The sequence below is a fragment of the Streptomyces sp. G7(2002) genome (assembly GCF_028870195.1).
Classification (GTDB): Bacteria; Actinomycetota; Actinomycetes; order Streptomycetales; family Streptomycetaceae; genus Streptomyces; species Streptomyces nigrescens.
This window is the reverse complement of sequence record NZ_CP102609.1, coordinates 2,236,814-2,253,068: the sequence shown is the minus strand read 5'-3', so window position 1 is coordinate 2,253,068 and position 16,255 is coordinate 2,236,814. Positions and strand designations below refer to the sequence as shown.

14 protein-coding genes are annotated in these 16,255 nt (G+C 65.9%); 2 read left to right on the top strand and 12 right to left on the bottom strand.

Annotation, left to right across the window (positions count from 1 at the left end):
* Positions 1-26 precede the first annotated feature (26 nt).
* Both NUT86_RS09085 and NUT86_RS09080 read left to right on the top strand, forming a co-directional pair.
* A complete protein-coding gene (locus NUT86_RS09085; RefSeq protein ID WP_274734661.1) occupies positions 27-3,137 on the top strand; it encodes a pPIWI_RE module domain-containing protein in 3,111 nt (1,036 codons plus the stop codon).
* A gap of 111 nt (positions 3,138-3,248) precedes the next feature.
* Positions 3,249-3,443, top strand: a complete 195-nt coding sequence (locus NUT86_RS09080) for a hypothetical protein (RefSeq protein ID WP_274734660.1) — start codon at positions 3,249-3,251, stop codon at positions 3,441-3,443.
* A 26-nt stretch (positions 3,444-3,469) separates the two neighbouring features.
* On the opposite strand, the gene NUT86_RS09075 is transcribed toward NUT86_RS09080, so the two are convergent.
* From NUT86_RS09075 to NUT86_RS09020, 12 genes are all read right to left on the bottom strand, one after another.
* Complete coding sequence (locus NUT86_RS09075; RefSeq protein ID WP_274734659.1) at positions 3,470-4,012, bottom strand: restriction endonuclease; 543 nt, start codon at positions 4,010-4,012, stop codon at positions 3,470-3,472.
* Positions 4,013-4,251: 239 nt separating this feature from the next.
* Positions 4,252-5,337, bottom strand: a complete 1,086-nt coding sequence (gene add, locus NUT86_RS09070) for an adenosine deaminase (protein ID WP_274734658.1) — start codon at positions 5,335-5,337, stop codon at positions 4,252-4,254.
* A gap of 32 nt (positions 5,338-5,369) precedes the next feature.
* A complete protein-coding gene (locus NUT86_RS09065) occupies positions 5,370-6,656 on the bottom strand; it encodes a nucleotide sugar dehydrogenase (protein ID WP_274734657.1) in 1,287 nt (428 codons plus the stop codon).
* A complete protein-coding gene (locus NUT86_RS09060; RefSeq protein WP_274734656.1) occupies positions 6,653-7,117 on the bottom strand; it encodes an NUDIX hydrolase in 465 nt (154 codons plus the stop codon). Before NUT86_RS09060 ends, NUT86_RS09065 begins: the two co-directional genes overlap by 4 nt.
* A gap of 14 nt (positions 7,118-7,131) precedes the next feature.
* Entirely contained in the window at positions 7,132-8,397 is a 1,266-nt protein-coding gene (locus NUT86_RS09055) for a DegT/DnrJ/EryC1/StrS family aminotransferase (RefSeq protein ID WP_274734655.1), read from the bottom strand.
* Positions 8,394-9,344, bottom strand: coding sequence for a phosphotransferase (locus NUT86_RS09050; protein WP_274734654.1), 951 nt, complete (start codon positions 9,342-9,344; stop codon positions 8,394-8,396). Before NUT86_RS09050 ends, NUT86_RS09055 begins: the two co-directional genes overlap by 4 nt.
* A gap of 8 nt (positions 9,345-9,352) precedes the next feature.
* A complete protein-coding gene (locus tag NUT86_RS09045; protein ID WP_274734653.1) occupies positions 9,353-11,077 on the bottom strand; it encodes a carbamoyltransferase family protein in 1,725 nt (574 codons plus the stop codon).
* A complete protein-coding gene (locus NUT86_RS09040; protein ID WP_274734652.1) occupies positions 11,053-12,144 on the bottom strand; it encodes a hypothetical protein in 1,092 nt (363 codons plus the stop codon). Before NUT86_RS09040 ends, NUT86_RS09045 begins: the two co-directional genes overlap by 25 nt.
* Positions 12,141-13,430, bottom strand: coding sequence for a radical SAM protein (locus NUT86_RS09035; protein WP_274734651.1), 1,290 nt, complete (start codon positions 13,428-13,430; stop codon positions 12,141-12,143). The genes NUT86_RS09040 and NUT86_RS09035 overlap by 4 nt, the downstream gene beginning before the upstream one ends.
* Positions 13,431-13,663: 233 nt before the next feature.
* On the bottom strand, positions 13,664-14,098 hold the full coding sequence (locus NUT86_RS09030; protein ID WP_274734650.1) for an NUDIX hydrolase: 435 nt from the start codon (positions 14,096-14,098) through the stop codon (positions 13,664-13,666).
* Positions 14,099-14,342: 244 nt separating this feature from the next.
* On the bottom strand, positions 14,343-15,077 hold the full coding sequence (locus NUT86_RS09025; RefSeq protein WP_274734649.1) for an HAD family hydrolase: 735 nt from the start codon (positions 15,075-15,077) through the stop codon (positions 14,343-14,345).
* Positions 15,074-16,096 (bottom strand): XRE family transcriptional regulator, encoded by a 1,023-nt coding sequence (locus NUT86_RS09020; protein ID WP_274740783.1) that lies wholly within the window; start codon positions 16,094-16,096, stop codon positions 15,074-15,076. The genes NUT86_RS09025 and NUT86_RS09020 overlap by 4 nt, the downstream gene beginning before the upstream one ends.
* Positions 16,097-16,255: the final 159 nt, after the last annotated feature.

Sequence of the window (16,255 nt, the reverse complement as noted above, 5' to 3'; positions counted from 1 at the left end):
GAGACAGCAAGGAGACTGTGAAGACCATGGCCGCCAAATACCGCGACACCAGCCGGGCCGCCTACCTCCTCAAGCCCGACGCTGCTCCCTGGACCGCCCGTTACCGCGCGCTGCCCTCGCCTGAGCAGTGGCACGAGAGCGTCCTGGAACTCTGCAACCTCGGCCGCGCCCCCAAGGCCGAGCCGTACCGTACCGCGCCCGTCGCCCGCTTCAACGGAGTCCTGCAGACCCTCGCCCCCGATCTGATCGTCCGAGGCCGCCCCCGCGACCCGCACCAGCTGGCCGAGGACTTCTGGCTCTACGCCCCGTTCGACGTCCCCCACCCCCTTCCCGCTGACACCCTTGACCGGCTCAATGGAGCCTGGCTCCAGGACCTCCGCTCCGAACCCGAGCACCACCGCGCAGTCCTGGACACGTACACGGAGCTGCGCGCCTGCCCGCCGCAGTGGCAGGACGTCACCGTTGACCTCCTGGGCTGCCCCACGACCGACGGCGGAACCGCGGCCCCGCGCGACCGGCAGTACCAACTCGCGACCGATGCCCTATCCCGGCGCATCCTCGCCCTCGGCCCCTACGAACACAGCGCCGGCAGCCTGAACTTCCGCGCCGTGCCGCGAGGCCCGCGCCAGCAAGGAGCGGAGCTCCTCTCGCAGCCTCTCTCGCACGTGGTCAAGGGGCGTGAGTGGTGGTTCTCCGTCGTGATCAACATTTCGCTGCACACCGTCCCCTTCGACTCCCGGCCCCGTCTCCACCTGCACACCGGAGTACGCCGCTGGGCGACTCGCCTTGACGCGAAGAAGCAGCGGCTGCGGCTGCCGTACGGCCGCGACACCTCTGTCTATCTGCTGCCCGGCATCCCCTGGCTGCCCGGAACGCCCACCAGCGACCGGTACGCGGTGGCGCGTCTGACCTGGGACCGCGGCACTCAGGGCTACGCCTGGAAGAACAACGGGCCCGCCCAGATCCTCGGCAGGCTGACGCTCAATCGCCCCTTCCCCGACCCGGTCAGCCTGCTCACCGAACCCGAGGCGTGGATCGGCGACGGGGATGGCACCCGTGCCTCGGTAGTGCACAGCACACACATGGGTGCTCATGGCATCGGTGCTGGCCTTATGTCGCACCAACGCTCACAGATCGTCGAATGGGCCGAACAGGCGCTGCCCGAGCAGATGCGCAGGGTCCCCTCCCTCAGCCGAGCGAGCGTCGGCAGCAGTGCCCCCGCCAACGTCCGCCCCAAGCCCAAGGCAGCGGAGAAGGCCGCCGAGGCAGAACGCGAGGCCCTCGCCCGCCGAACCGCACTCGCGGTGGCATCCAGGATCAACGAGGGACAGGACCCCGCCGAGGCGATCGAGGGGAGGGGAGACGCGTGCCTCGTCGAAGCGCGACTGCTATGGCAGAGCCCTTCGTTCCGGGAGGCGGCCATCGAGGCCCTCGCCGATGTCCTCGGGTTGGACGGCGACGGCGGCCGTCCAGAGCCCGCCACCGCCGAGGAGGCGTACGAGCTGGCCGCGCCAGGAAGCCCGGTCATCCTTGAATGGAAATCCCCGGAACTCACCCTCCGCCTACGCTGCCTGCGCACCACCAGCGGAATCACCGACACCCTGGGCATCGACCCCAAAGCGCGGCCGAGGGGCAAAGCCCTGGAAGCCGGCATCAACGCCCGGCGGAAGGCAGCCGAGGCATTCCTCGCCGCCGACGGAGCCGACCCGCTCCACCCCGACTTCGCACTCGTGGAGATCGACCGCCAACAGGACTTCGCCCATCGTCTGGACGACCCCAAGTACGCGCTCCGGCTGGGCTGCGCGGACGCGGGCGTGCTCACACAGTTCGCGCTCGTCCCCAAGAAGGCCAAGGGGCACAACACCGAGAAGAACCTCTCGCACCGGGTCCGTTCGGGATGGGAGGACGCCCTGCGCCAGTACGGCGTCCGCGTCCTGCCCGAACACACGCTCGGCGAGGAGATCCCCGAGGACCTGCGCTACGTCGCCACCTACATGGTCAAGCGACGCAAAGACGGCCCCACACGGCTTCCCCGCCACACCCCAGTGGCCGTCATGGTCACGCCGCTAGCACCGGGCAGCGGCCTGGCGGCGGTCACCGGCTGGGACGAGCGGACCGGACGCTGGATCCCCTACCCCCAATTCCTGCTCGGCCTGGTCAAGACAGCCGAGATTCCGGAGGTGAGCGAACCCACGGAGACCGAGGCCGGAACGGCCATGGACACTGAAGCTGGCGCTGTCGTACCCCGGCAGCGCTCGAAGTACCGCGTCTGGCAGCAGAACATGGACGAGCAGCGCAGGGCCACCGCCCGCTACCTCCAGAAGATGGTCCGCTCTCTCCGCGGCAGGCCAACCGCCCTGCTGACCCATTCTCAGAACAGTCGGTTGCACTGGCCCTGGCTCCAGGACGGCCGGACCGAACGAGACCTGATCAAGACCGGGCACGCGCAGCCGGTGGGACTCGACCCCGATCTCCGGTTGATCCGCGTACGTACCGCAGCGGGTCGGGAGACCCCCCAGTGGTGGGGCAATGCCGCTCCCGGTGAGGTCAACGGCCTGCCCCAGGGACTGTGGGTGGAAGACGAAGGTGAAGTCCGGACCTCAGGGCGGATCTTCTACAGCACCACTCCCAAGGCGGGCACCTTCCGGGACTCCGCCGTCGAGGCCGACAAGATCGCTCCCCGCCCTCTGCGTCAGGGCCCCAACAAGGGCAAACCCACCATCGACACGCACATCCCCGCCTGGAACCCCGGGCTGGTGGAAATCGCGGTCCTGGGCTGCCACCCGGACGCCGGCGACTCGCCCGAAGCCCTCGCCCTAGCGGTGCACCAGCTTCGCCAAGCCCCCGACTACCTGGACGCACTCTCGCTGCCGCTGCCCCTGCACCTGGCGAGCCTCGCCCAGCACTACGTACTGCCGACGGTCGCCGAGGGAGAGGGCGAGGCCGAGGAACCCTCCCTGGAGGAGTCGGCCACTGTCGAGGTGGAGGGCAGCGCCAATGGGCAGCGAGTAGTGGCGGCGCTGGGCGTGATCGCGGAGGCCGCGGACACCGAACCGGCAGACCTGGACCCGGAATGCGCGGAGGAACCCGGCCTCGCACAAGTGCCGGAGGACGAGCAGCTCACCCTGTTCTCCTGAGGAGACGGGCGGAGCCGGAACGGGAGGACCGCACTCCGCCCGGTGACCACGATTTAGAACGCGTCCGCAAGCTTTGGGTGCCGCCCGTGCCGGTGCTCCCACCGATCGGCGATGGACCGTCCGCTCGCGTTCGCGTCGATCGGTGCGATGGAGTGCTGCGTGCAACCCGAAGGAGCAGCACGTCTTCTCCTTTCCGGCAGTGCATCATCGGCGGTGATGGTCCCGTCGAAGATGGTGGCTTTGGCGGCCTCGGCGAGCAGGAATCCGACCTTGGTGGAGACCTTGATCCAGGCCGAGGCTGCATGAGCGGTTGGCGTCGTTGGAGCTGGGGGTCAGGGACCCCAGGGTGGACGGCCGCCGGAGACCCAGCGGCCGAGGGCGCGGCCGTCGATGAGGCGGAGGGGGGGGTCGAGTTCGGCGTTGGCGCGTTGAGCGTCTGGGGTGAAGGTGCTGGTGGTGATGATGAGGGCTTGGTCGCAGCGGTGGTAGGCGCGGTAGGTGCCGTTCACGGCGTAGATGACGGGGGCTCCGACGCGGTTCGACGGTGCGTAGCGCTTGCACTGGATGGCGATGCGGCGGCCGTCGGTGAGTTGGAGGAGGACGTCGAGGGCACGGTCGTTGGCACCACCGGAGACGGTGGCGGTGCGGACGGAGGGGTCGCGGCGGGCGAGGTCGGCGATGGCGTGCTCGAACTGGGTGCCGTTCATGTGTTGGTAGGCGGCGATGCTGTGGGTGAAGTCCGCCCGGGCAGCGGTAGGCAGCGTGGGCAGCTGGATGCGACCGGTGCGGACGAGGAGAAGGAGAACGACTGCGGCCAGGGCGAGGGCGGTCAGGATGCTGGTGGTGACGGGATATTCGCGGAACGCTGCGATCACAGTTGTCAGGACGATAGCGGCGGCGACGAGGCGGCTGGTTGCGGCCTCACGCCTACGTCGCCGGACAGTGCGGCGCTTTGGCCTCGAGGCGGGTCGGCGGGTACGGGTAGGTCGGCGTCGTCGTGCCGGTGCGGCCATGCTTCCCCTGATGAGTGGTCGTGCGCGACGTCGTGAGGAACTCCTTGACGTACTGCTCGGTACCGGCGCCCCATACTGACGTCCCTGGAGGTTCCGTGGGTTCAACGCGAGTCGCAGTCCTCGCGGGCACGGTGGGGGTGCCCTTCGGCAGGGTCTGGGATATCTCGTTTCATCCAATCCTCGATTCCGGTCAAGGCGTGTGCGATGAACTCGGTGGGTGCCCCGGACGATTGGATTGAGGTGCTGGCTATGGCGGCTAGTTGCCAGTCCGTCATCGACAGTTCGGTCCGGGCGATCTGGTACTCCGTGAGCATGCTGGTCTTCAGCAGCAGAGGGTCGTCGGAGCCAAGGGAACATGGCACCCCGCTCTCCAGGAGGTGCAGTAGGGGATGTTCTTCAATGTGCTTGACGACTCCCAGGACGCGGTTGGACGTCAGGCACACGTCCAAGGTGATCCGTTCGTTGGCAAGGTGTTCCACGAGTGCCGGATGTTCGACGGCGCGGACTCCATGGGCGATCCGATCGGGGGACAGTACGTCGAGTGTGCCGCGGATACTCGGTCCGCCCACGAGTTCCCCTGTATGCGGTGCGACGATCAGTCCTACGTCCCGGGCGATTGCGAAGGCTTCGCTGAATGCTTCCGGAGGAGTGGCAGCTTCATCACCGGTAAGACCGAAGGCAACTACGCCGCGGCCGGCATAGTCGGCGGCGAGTCTCGCGAGAACAGTGGCATCTCGCGGATCGCGGTTGCGGCTTGCGCTGAGGATGAGTCCGAAGCCGACGCCGAGGGTTCTGCCCGATGCAGTTCCGGTGTCCAAGACGAGGTCAAGCACGTCTTGGGCCGAGCCGAGCGCGGGAGCGTAGGTCGTCGGATTGAAATGTGGCTCGATCCAGACGGCTCCCGAGGCTGCCGCATCCTCGACGACCTCTCGTACCAGGCGCCGAATATCACCTCGTGTTCGAATCAGCTTGACGACCGCTCGATAGCAGTGCTGGAACTCGTCAAACGAGCGGTAGGAGTTGACCTGCGGCATCGGCTCGTCATAGGTGCTCGCCAGTTCCGCGAGGGTCCCGGGCCGCATGGCGCCCTCGAGATGGAGGTGCAGGTCGGCTTTCGGCAAGCTCACCAGGCAGCGGTCGCTCGAAGTGAGATCCCTCGATGCTGAGGGTGCGTGGGGCATGGCCATGTCCTCGGGGTAGGAGCAAGTCGGACAACAGGTCACAGGCGTTCGACGTTCGCGCCGCTCAGGCGTGCTCGGCAGTCCAAGACGTACGGCGCATGGTCCTCGATGAGCTGGAGATCGAACGCATCGTGGTCGGTCAGCAGGACGACCGCGTCGGACGTCGCCGCATTGTTCGCGGTGAGCTGGGAATAGTGCACTCGGACATCGAGGCCGACCGGATCGTCGGCGTGAGGGTCGACGATCTCAACGTGAGCTCCGTGTCCGGCCAGGAGCCGGGCGATGGTAATCGTCGGGGAGTTCCGGATATCGCCGGTGTTGGGCTTGTAGGCCATGCCGAGCAGGAGGATGTGTGAGCCGTTGACCGGCAGGCCCTTCCGGTTGAGTGCATCGGCCAGGCGCTTCACGATATAGGCGGGCATCGCGGAGTTGACCTCGTCGGCCGCCTCGATCAGCCGCAGGGCCCGGCCTGCCTGCCTCCGGACTTGCCAGGACAGGTAGGTGGGGTCGACCGGAAGGCAGTGCCCGCCAACGCCGGGGCCGGGTGTGAAGCGCATGAAACCGAAGGGCTTGGTGGATGCGGCATCGAGTGCCGCCCAGATATCGGTGCCGAGTTGTTGGGCGTGGACAGCGATTTCATTGACCAAGGCGATGTTGACTTGGCGGAAGGTGTTCTCCAGGAGTTTCGCCAGTTCGGCGTCGCGCACCGCGGCGACTTCGACGACAGTTTCGACGAGGCTCCGGTAGAAGTCACTCACGGCTTTCAGGGACGCATCGTCTACCCCGGAGACAATTTTCGGCGTGTTTTGGAGGGTCCATATTCGGTTGCCGGGGTCGATCCGTTCGGGGCTGTAGCCGAGGTGGAAATCCTCGCCTGCCCGAAGCCCGGAGGCGGCTTCTAGTAATGGCTTAAGAACGTCGTCAGTCGTTCCCGGATACGTGGTGGATTCCAGGATGATGACGCAGCCCGGCTGAAGGTGTGGCGCAAGCGCCAGGCCGGCGTGCTCGATCGCGGAAAGATCTGGTGCGCCGTCGCGTAGCGGGGTCGGTACCGCAATAACTGCGACATCGAATCCGGCCAAGTCTTCTGGGCGCGTGGTTGGCGCGTAGAGCCCGTTGGCCAGAGCTGTTGCGATCAGCTCCGCCGGCACGTCAGGGCTCGATGACTCTGCGGCTTGCAGCCGTTTCACGCGGTCTGCGTCGGTGTCGAATCCCACGACCTGGTGGCCGACCCGCGCTGCCCGGATGGCCAGCGGCAGGCCGACGTAGCCTTGGCCGAGTATCACCGTGCGCAGCGGTTCGGAGGGTGCGTCGATCACTGTCACTTGACCGGTCGAGGCAGGTCGGCGCCCAGCAGACGCTCGTGAAGCTCACCCAGGGCTGTGCGGTTACTGTCGAATCGCAGCAGGTCGCTGGCAGCCTTGTAGTCCAGCCACTGGAGGTCGGTGTGCTCGTCAGAGAGCCTGATCTCCTCGTCGGTCAGGTCCGCGGCGAACGAGTACTCAGGCACAACGTAGGTTCCCGCCGGCCAGCTGTCTCGATCAGCGAAGAACCGTGCTGGGATGCTGGCGGTGGTCTGGAGCGGGTAGAGCGCAACTGTCCGATCGAGGCCGAGCTCTTCACGCGCCTCGCGGACGGCAGCCTGCTGCGGACTCTCGCCTGATTCACCGCCGCCGGCAACTGCTTGCCAGACATTCATGTCCTGGCGGCGCAGAACGGCGTATTCGATCTGCTCGCCGACACGGCGGAAAGGTACGACGAGGATTTGGAATGGTGCTCGGGGCATGTGACTCTCCTTGGCTAGGAATCGGATGGAACACGGGTCGTGGCGCGCTGATGTTCCGCTTCGCGGAGTTGGCTGCAGTTGTCGTGGACCTTCTCGACTGCACGTACGACATCGGCGAGTTCCGATGGGTCTTCGAGCAGCATGCCCGACCCGGCTGCCTGTCCGAACAGCACCAGCCTGGTGCAGGCAGCACGGGCCGCCGTACACGACACGGTTCGTGAGGGCGCGAAGTCCCGGGCTGCGCCGTCGGCGTAGATCGGCTCGTCGGGACAGGCGATGAGGTCGCGGAGACCGACAGGGATGCCTTCCGCTCTCAGCGCGGAGCGGAAGGAGCTGGTCGAAATGTTGCTGAATGCTTCGGCGTTGATGGTGAACGCGAGGGAGAACCGGCCGTGTCTGGTTACCCGTGGATCGAGATCGGCGGGCACAGGCCGCAATCCTGGCACGCTGGACAGCACGCTGGTGAGGAACGTTGCGCCCTTTGTCTTCGCTGCGAGTTGGCGGTCCAGGCGTTCGAGCTGGACGCCCAGTATGGCGGACTGAAACTCGCTGAGCCGCAGGTTCCAGCCCAGTTCGGGGTGGTGACCGGTGACGCCAAGGGGGCGCCCGTGATCGCGTAGCGACGCGATACGTGCCGCGAGCTCACCATCTTGTGTGACAACCGCTCCACCCTCTCCGGCGGAGATGTTCTTGGTACTGGCGAAGCTGAGCACGCCGACCTGACCAAGCGATCCGGTGTGAGCGCCGTTCCAGGTCGCGCCGAGAGACTGGGCGCAGTCCTCAATGATCGGGACACCGTGTTCGGCGGCGATGAGACCGAGGCGGTCCATGTCGGCAGGGTGCCCGCCCAGGTGAACGGCGATGATCACCTTCGTCTTCTCGCTGATCGCAGCTTCCACGGACGAAGGGTCGATCGTGTGGGTGTCAGAGTCGATGTCCGCGAACACCGGCACACCGCCGAGCACGGAAACCGCGGTGGCCGTCGCCACATAGGTCATGGCGGGGACGACGACCTCGTCACCGGCCCGGACGCCCAGGGCTCGCAGAGCGATCATCAGTCCAGCAGTGCCGCTCGAGACCACCGCCACGTGCGGCACGTCGAGGTACTCGCCGAGCGCCCTTTCGAACACCTCACCCTGTGATCCGCTGTGGATCCCTCCCCAGCGGCGGCTGGCGAGGACACTGGCAAGCGCACCGAGCTCCGCCTGGTCGGAATGCGGCCAGGCTTGGAAGGCGCGGGCCCGTATGGGTGGCCCGCCGAAGAGAGCGAGGGTGGTCACGGCTGAGCCTCCTCTGCGACCCTGCGCAGGAGGCCGCGGTGTTCGATGATCCAGGTCAACTGCTGGTGGCGGGCACGCGCGAAAGCCGGCATGCCGCGGATCTCGCCCCGGGGCGTGGTGAAGGTGCGCGTCTCCGCCGCTTGCACGGTGAGGTATAGGTCGATCATGATTGCGCGATCGGTTGCGGGGATCGGGGTGACGGCGTGGTACGCGTTCAGATAGTCCCGGAACGTCGAGCCCAACAGGTGCGCGGACAGCCGTGGGCTGATGCAGGCCATGAAGGCCCGGACGATCTCATAGGGCCGCGGGAAGCGGGAGACCTGATCGAAGTCGATGAACAGGCGACGGTCCGGGCCGCGCGTGATGAGCAGGTTGTCCGGACGTGCGTCGCCGTGCACCCAGCTTCGGGGCACGGCAGCCAGCGACTGCGCTTCGAGCCCGAACTCCGCGAGGATCTTGATTCGCCATTCGATCGCTTCCTGGCTGGCTGCATCGTCAGTCTGCCGCCGGATCCGCTCCAAGTCTGCTGTGGGAGGGTCGGGCAGTTGAAGGAAGTTGGGGCAGCGACCCTGCGGGCTGAAGCCTTCGAAGTGGCTGTGCAGAGCGGCGAGAGCGGAGGCAAAGCCAGCTGGCCCAGCCCGCTCCGCATGATCGACATACTCGGCCACGGTGTATGTGGCGCCTTCGACCTGGGCGGTCCGTTGGCCATCGCGAGTGAGTCTCAGGGGCGGGGCGAGGCTGGCCCGGGCAGCGTGCTGATGTGCCTGAGCCGCGAGTTGAACGCGTGCCGGGTCGAACCGCCGGTGGCACCGCTTGACGACGAGCAGCCCCTGGGCCGTGGGAACCACGGCGGACTGCCCGACGTGCCCGCCGGAAAGCATCCGCGCAGGTCCGCTCACCTGTAATCCGTACTGGCGCAGGCACGCGGACAGCTCCGTCGCGCCCATCGTCGTAGTCACTTGGTCAGCACCCGATTCCCCATGACGAGCAAGTCCAGCCCCGAAGAGTAGAAGGTGCGGATCGCGTCTTGGGGGCTGCACACGATGGGTTCCTCTGCCAGGTTGAACGAGGTGTTGAGGACCGCGGCGACGCCTGTCCGGTCACGGAATCTCGTGATCAGCCGGTGGAAGAGCGGATTGGTGTCCACGGTCACGGTCTGAGGTCTGGCGGTGCCGTCGATGTGGACCGCGGCAGGGATGAGGTTCCGCGCCTCGTCCCGCACCGGCAGCGTGCGCTCCATGAAGTACACCGCCGGTTCCGGGCCGAAGTAGGTGGCGAAATCCTCGGCGAGTACGGCCGGGGCGAAGGGCCGCCATGGCTCACGGAACTTCACCGCGCTATTCACCTGGTCACGCATGCGCACACTGCGGGGATCGGCGAGGATGGAGCGGTTCCCCAGCGCCCGCTGCCCGAGTTCCATGCTTCCCTGGAACCAGCCGATGATCTTCCCCTCGGCCAGCGCGTGTGCGGCGGCATCGGCCGGATCGTCCACAGCCGGCGCGCGCAGCTTGGCCAGGGACAGCGCCTCGTCGATCGCGGTCTGCGCAAAGGAGGGCCCGTAGTAGTTGTGTGTCATAGCCGGACCGCGCTCGGCCTCAAGCAGGACGCAGTGCGTGTACAGGGCCGCGCCGATAGAAGTGCCGCTGTCATCGGGACAGCTTGAAATGAAGACCTCGTCGAACGGCGTCGAGGGCATGATCTTCCCATTGAAGACGGAGTTCATGAACGTCCCTCCGCCCAGGGCAACCCTTTTCAGCCCCGTCTGCTGGTGCAGGTCGGCGAGAATGTAGCGGAGCGCGTCCTCCAGCACATGCTGGACGGCCGCGGCGATGTCATGGTGCCGGGCGGTCATGGGTTCTTCCGGCCGGCGCGGCGGCCCGAAGCGATGGATGAACGCCTCGTTCACGGCGCCGCGAGAGGGACGAAGGTAATAGCCGAAGTAGTTGAGGTCGAGGCGGACCGTGCCGTCCTTGAAGTCGATGAGGTCTCGGAGCAGTTTGTAGGCAGTGCTGTTGGGGTCGCCGTAGGCGGCCAGCCCCATGACCTTCCATTCGTCCCGGTCGATCCGGAAGCCCAGATATTGGGTGACTGCGCCATAGAGCAGCCCTACCGAGTGGGGGTAGGGGATGGTGTCCATCGTGGTGAAGGTGTTGCGGTTCCCGACGGCGCGCAGCGCGGTGCAGTCCTCGCCTCGGCCATCGACGGTCAGGACCGCGGCGGACTCGAATGGCGAGAGGAAGAAGGCGTTCGCCGCGTGCGCATCGTGGTGATAGACGTAGTCGATGTGCAGCGGCTCACCTGCGGTCTGCAGGATCTGTGTGGCGCACCCTTGATACGGCGTGTCCAGAAGAGCGGCGAGGTTGTTCGGTATCGAGTAGAGCCCTTCGGGATGCCAGCGGGCGCGTCCGGCATAGCGGCCGTCGGGCACGCTCAAGTCGATCGTCGGGTTCGTACTCACCGCGACCCGGTCCACGCCGCAGAGACCGTCTGGGATGGTGGACAGGCAGTACTCGATCGCGCGGGCGGGGAAGTCGCGCGCGTGCTTGCGCCGGGTGAAGCGTTCTTCCGCCGCTGCCGCCACGACGTGTCCGTCCTCGATCAGCGCGGCCGAGGAGATGTGCAGATCGCTGGCGATTCCGAGAATGCGCATAATCCTCATCCATCCACCGACACGCGGCACACTAGGTCTTCGATCACTCGACTCGTCAGCGAGCCCGCAGCCGGCGGTTGAATCAGCCGGTACGTGGGAACCTGCGGAATCCGCAGCTCGGTCTCGCTCGCCGGGCCGGCCAAGGCGGCCTGTTGGGGGAAGACTTCGGCGGGACGACGCAGCAGGTTGTGAGTCCACAGCGTCCGGCGTTCGTCATCGCCGAGCCTCTCCAGACGCGGTGTGACCGCGTCTGGATCAAGGCACGGTTCTATGGCCAGGCCGAGACGGCATCTAGGCATCACCGTGCTGTCTGCCGCGGCGGCTAACTCCTGCGGGCGTATCCCAAGACGCGTTTCCAGGTCATCGCGGTGGGCTTCGACGTCGCCGAACCGCTGCGACCACCGGCGCATGAGAGAGGTCCGCAGTGGGCCGTCGCCCAGGGCCAGCAGGCTGCCCGCACGGATCCCGATCTGGATGGGGAAGCCGAGAGCGTCTTCGGCGTTCGAGTCGGCGTCTTGCACGAGGGCGAACTTGTCGTTGCCCACGAGTGCCGCCTCGAGACTGTCCAAGGAGTGCAGCAGCAGTGTCGTCTTGCCGGCTGTCCGTCTCCCGATCAAAGCCACGCCCACCCCGCGCAGCGTGAAACACGCCGCGTGGAAGAACGGGCAGCCGTCCCCAAGGAGTGTGCGAAGTACGAGCGCGCGCAGTACCCGGACTGCCACCAGCATGGGCTCGTCCCTGGTGGCTGCTCCCAGGAACAGATGGACTGTCGAGCGCGTGTCATCCACCAAGCAGACCGTGTCCGACGCGGTCGGCAAATTCGCTCGGCGCAGGGGCGATATGAGCCGGGCGCCCTTGACCGAGCGGATCAGTTCTGGGCCCACGTCATGAATGAAAAGCCGTGCTCTGGCTGGGGAATCTCCTCGAGCGAAGAAGCCTTCGGTGTACCACGCCACGTAGTCGACGACCGGTGACGGCGCGAAAATCTCAACCCCCGCCATCAGGGCGCCGAAACGGTCTCGGCAAAGGGAAGTAGAGGGGCGACGCGCCCAGGCATCCAGATCGTCGACCGATAAGCTGTCCTGCACGGATGTCACCGCTCGATCCGGTAGGCACCGCCGTTGACCAAGTCGGCGACGTGCCCCTCCAGAAGATCGATACCGCCGGTCGCAGCGACCTGCTTGGCTTCTGCCAGGAGTCGGTTCGACCGGTTCTTGAACGGGTCGCAAACCTTGGGGCAGATCACTGGGAGCTGGCTGCGCAGCTGTCCGCGAAGCTTGCCTTCCCAGATCCTCGCGAAGGACTCTTCCAACGCGCTGCCGTAGCTGAAGCCGCCAGGCCGGGGGTGGTAGTTGCACGGGTACAGACAACCGTCCGAGCCCACTGCGGCCATGAGGTCGGTGATCGAGCACGTAGAACACGTCCGCGCCATCTCGGCGGTCTGACCGATCTTGTGGATCTCAAGCAACCGGAACGTATCGGCCGTCAGATCACTGCGGATCTGCTCGACCAGCCGTGACGCATGGCTCGCCTGATCGGGGGTGAGCGGACGTTCGCCGGAGTTGTCCTGCTTCAAGCGCAAGCTGTCAGCGCCTGCTTCACGTATAAGGCAGGCAGCCGTGTAGACCTCATGGAAGTTCTCGGGATACATGACGAAGGAAGTGTTGATCTCCACTTCCGATCCGGTTTCGGCTCGGCGCTGCACAAGCCGAGCCAGGTTGGCCATCGCGCGCTCGAACATGACCTTGCCGGCCTTGCGGCCGCCGTACTTCAGGTTGGCGTAGGTATCTGGTGTGCCGGCGTCGATGCTGATATGCACGTATCCCGCTGGGAGTAGAGCTTCTATACAGGCGTCATCCATCAGTACAGCGTTGGTGAAGATCCCGTAGCGGATTCCGCGCTCGGCCAGCAGGGCGAACGCTGGGATCAGGGCCTTGCGTGCGACAAGCGGTTCGCCGATCAGCCCGGAGAACGACACTGCTTCCACTTTGAAGACCTCGGAGCGGTCTTCGCCGCCTTGCCGGTAGGGAGCCTCGACCTCGTAGTCGACGATGTCACCGATCAACTTGAGCATGTTCTCCGGGCTTGCCAGATGGTCCGGGAGCCGGTCCGACGCGTCCTTGGCCGCGTCCAGCATCACCAACTGCTCGCGCTGCTCGTCCCACAGCTCAAGGGGGACGTGGTCTCCGATGCACCAGGCGCAGCGCAGATTGCATCCGCTCGAGGGATGAACCAAGACCTCATAGGGGGGAACCACCGCGCCCTGGGACACGGCGGCGAACCGTGCCCAGTGCCGCCTGAGCACGTCGAGTTCGTTGAAGCGGCCGGGCAGGTCGCCGCGGACGTAAGGGGCGAGCGGATTTGTCTCCATCACATGGGACATGCGAGAACTCCCGGGCATTGTCGGTAGCCGCCACGATTCTGCGGCAATTTGGCAATTCCATGACAATTCACCTGCTCGATGTGCTGCCGTGCTCAGAGGGGTACGGGGCCGTGAGCTGCGAGACAGTGGTACTCGGCGTCCGGACGGCGGTACATCTGGGCGATCGGATTGTGCTCGTGCTGTTCGCTGGTGCGGTGCATCGGCTGTCCCCGGGGGACGTGACCGGATGAGGCTCAGTCGTACAGGCGCCCCAGGAGGGCGCCCTGGCCGGCCTGCAGGATGTGGGCTGCCTCCAGCAGAATCCAGAAGCACTCGAAATGCGTGGGCTCCTGCTCCCCATCGTGGTCCTCCTGGCTCATCCACCGCTCCGGAGTGGGCTCGGTCAGCTCCAGATGGAAGATGTGGCGACGCTGGAGCTCGAACCGGTACGGGCTGATGTCGTACACGGTCTCGCCGAGCTTGCGCGCGATCTTGAAGTCGTGAAGGCCGGTCTCCTCGCGGGCCTCCCGCAGCGCCGCCGCCTCCGGCGTCTCACCCTCACGGATGCTGCCGGCCGGGACCTGGATGCCGACCTCCTCGTAGCCATATTCGGCGTGCCGGAACACCAGCAGCCTTCCCTCGCGCACGACGTAGCACAGCACCTTGTCCTTGGTGACCTTCTCAGGCACGGGAGTGTCCCTCCATTCATTCAATCGCTGTCCGCCCTGATGAGGAGCCCACACGACCGGGCAGATCGCCGAGTACTTCCAGGACCGGGGCATGGCCTCGTACGTACTGCGCATGCACGGACACGAGCTGCGTAAAGCCAATTTTGCGGGGAGCGGCAGTACAGCGGCTGCCCGTGCCGAGCCACCGCCACAGCACCGGACGACAACGCACAGGCCGCATCTGCCGCTCCTTCTCCGAGTCCCGTCAGAGACGTTCGCACGGAGAAAGTGCCTCCGAAAGTGCACCCATCAGCTGCTGGATGTCGGTCAACCCATCGAGCACAACGTCGGCTCCTGCCTGCTGGAGTGCCGTCGCAGGAGTCGTGCCGGACGCAACGCCGATGACAGCTGCTCCGCCTTCAAGCCCCGTACGGACATCTTCGAGGGAGTCGCCAATGATCACGGTGTTGGACGGGCCGAAGGTGGAGCCGTGTTTGGCCTGAGCGCGGTTTTGGGCGATAGCGACGAGCGCCGGCCGGTTGTCGTCATCAGAGGCGTATCCCCCGATCTCGACGTCCACGAACTGGTCGAGCTCGAAGGCTTCGAGCTTCAAGATCGCGTTCGGCTTGAGGTTGCCCGTGACCACCGTGGAGGCCAGGCCGGTATGGGCATGCACTGCCCTCAGGGCGGCGACAGCACCTGGCATGAGAACGCCCTCGCTTCGAAGGTCTGCCATGTGATCGGCCAGGCGTTTGGGGAGCAGTTCCGCTATGCGTGGCAGTAGCTTCGGCACCTCGCTGGCTGCCACTCCGTTCTCCCGAAGCAGGCTGCCGATCGCCAGGGGCATTGTCACCCCTGTGCCACGGGCGGGGAGTCGCTCGGCTGGGCGTCCAACCACTTCGAAGAAAGCCTCCCGATATACCTGCCGGTCAACATTGCCGACGTAGAGCAGAGTCCTGTCGATGTCCCAGAGCACGAGTGCCGGATGGTTCTCGATCACCGCGGTACCGCCTTCCCTGTAACCAGAACAGACCGCTCAATCAGCTCCTGAGCGTGCGGTGTGTTGGCGACCGCGCTGAGCTCGCCGGCCATGGAGCGGACGTGTTCGTTCAGCCGAGCAGACTGGAGATGCTGAGCAAGGTCCATGGCTTCGTTGGCCGTGGCGCCCCCGGCTTCTATGTCGCCTTCTCGGAATTGGGCAGTGGCTGCGCGGGTGAGGAACAGTGCCCGCGTCCGAACATCCGCCGGATTGAGGGCCTCCCTAGCTTGGGCAAGACTATTGATCGCCTGCTGTGGGTTGCCGAGAGCGAGGTGACAGCTGCCAGTTTGTCCTTGGATCTCCCCGTCATTGATCCAATACAGCCAGTGCGGGTCGTGCTCAGATCGCCCCCGTGCGCACAGCTCCGTCGCCTGTCCCAATGCTTTGAGGGCCGCCTGCTGCGCGCCGAGCATGGCGTGCCCACGAGCCTGACGGGTGAGCAACATCGCTTCCAAGGCTGGCACATTCAGCGTCTTGACCTTGTCGAGGGCCGCCCGTGCGGCAGTGACAGCATCTCGCGGCTGCCCTGTGGAGTATCCGCGAATCGCCATGTAGGACAGCGCGCCAGCGCCCAATCGCGGATCACCCGACGCGCGGGCAGCACGTAAGGCCGCCAAGAAGTAGGACTGGGCTTCGTCAGGCGCGCCGGAGTCGAAAGTGAACCACCCTGTTTGCGTCGCCGTATCCGCGATGATCCCTGCAAGCTGTCGGCCCGCGGACTCGTCGTACGCGCCGTGCTTGGCAATGTCTCGAAGGAGCCTTAGGTGATCGTCACCAAGCTTCGCAACAGTGCCGCTTCCGGAACTCGCGTCCATTCCCCGAAGGTGGTTTGTCGTTTTCTGGAGAGACAGCAGCAACTCGTTGGAGACCCTGCTGCCCTTCTGCAACCGAACGAGTGGTTCCGCCTCGGCCACACTCCAGTTGTGCACGTATGCCGTCAGCGCGATTCCGCTCACTGCAAGGAAGCCGCGACGATCCATTGCCCCACCTCCTACCGCTCGGGTCAGTGCCGTCACCATACGGTCCACCGTCCATGGGAGATCGGGGTCTTGGTCGTCCGCGGCAGCAGTGACGGTGGGCAGTTGAGGGGGACGAACTGGTGCAGTGGGTAGTGGGACCTTAACGAGTTCCGGTGGGGT

Excerpts from the sequence above, each read along its gene's own strand:
- NUT86_RS09085 (WP_274734661.1), top strand. The coding sequence starts at position 27 with ATGGCCGCCAAATACCGCGACACCAGCCGGGCCGCCTACCTCCTCAAG.
- NUT86_RS09080 (WP_274734660.1), top strand. The coding sequence starts at position 3,249 with ATGGACCGTCCGCTCGCGTTCGCGTCGATCGGTGCGATGGAGTGCTGC.
- add (WP_274734658.1), bottom strand. The coding sequence starts at position 5,337 with ATGGCCATGCCCCACGCACCCTCAGCATCGAGGGATCTCACTTCGAGC.
- NUT86_RS09060 (WP_274734656.1), bottom strand. The coding sequence starts at position 7,117 with ATGCCCCGAGCACCATTCCAAATCCTCGTCGTACCTTTCCGCCGTGTC.
- NUT86_RS09050 (WP_274734654.1), bottom strand. The coding sequence starts at position 9,344 with ATGGGCGCGACGGAGCTGTCCGCGTGCCTGCGCCAGTACGGATTACAG.
- NUT86_RS09035 (WP_274734651.1), bottom strand. The coding sequence starts at position 13,430 with ATGTCCCATGTGATGGAGACAAATCCGCTCGCCCCTTACGTCCGCGGC.
- NUT86_RS09020 (WP_274740783.1), bottom strand. The coding sequence starts at position 16,096 with ATGGATCGTCGCGGCTTCCTTGCAGTGAGCGGAATCGCGCTGACGGCA.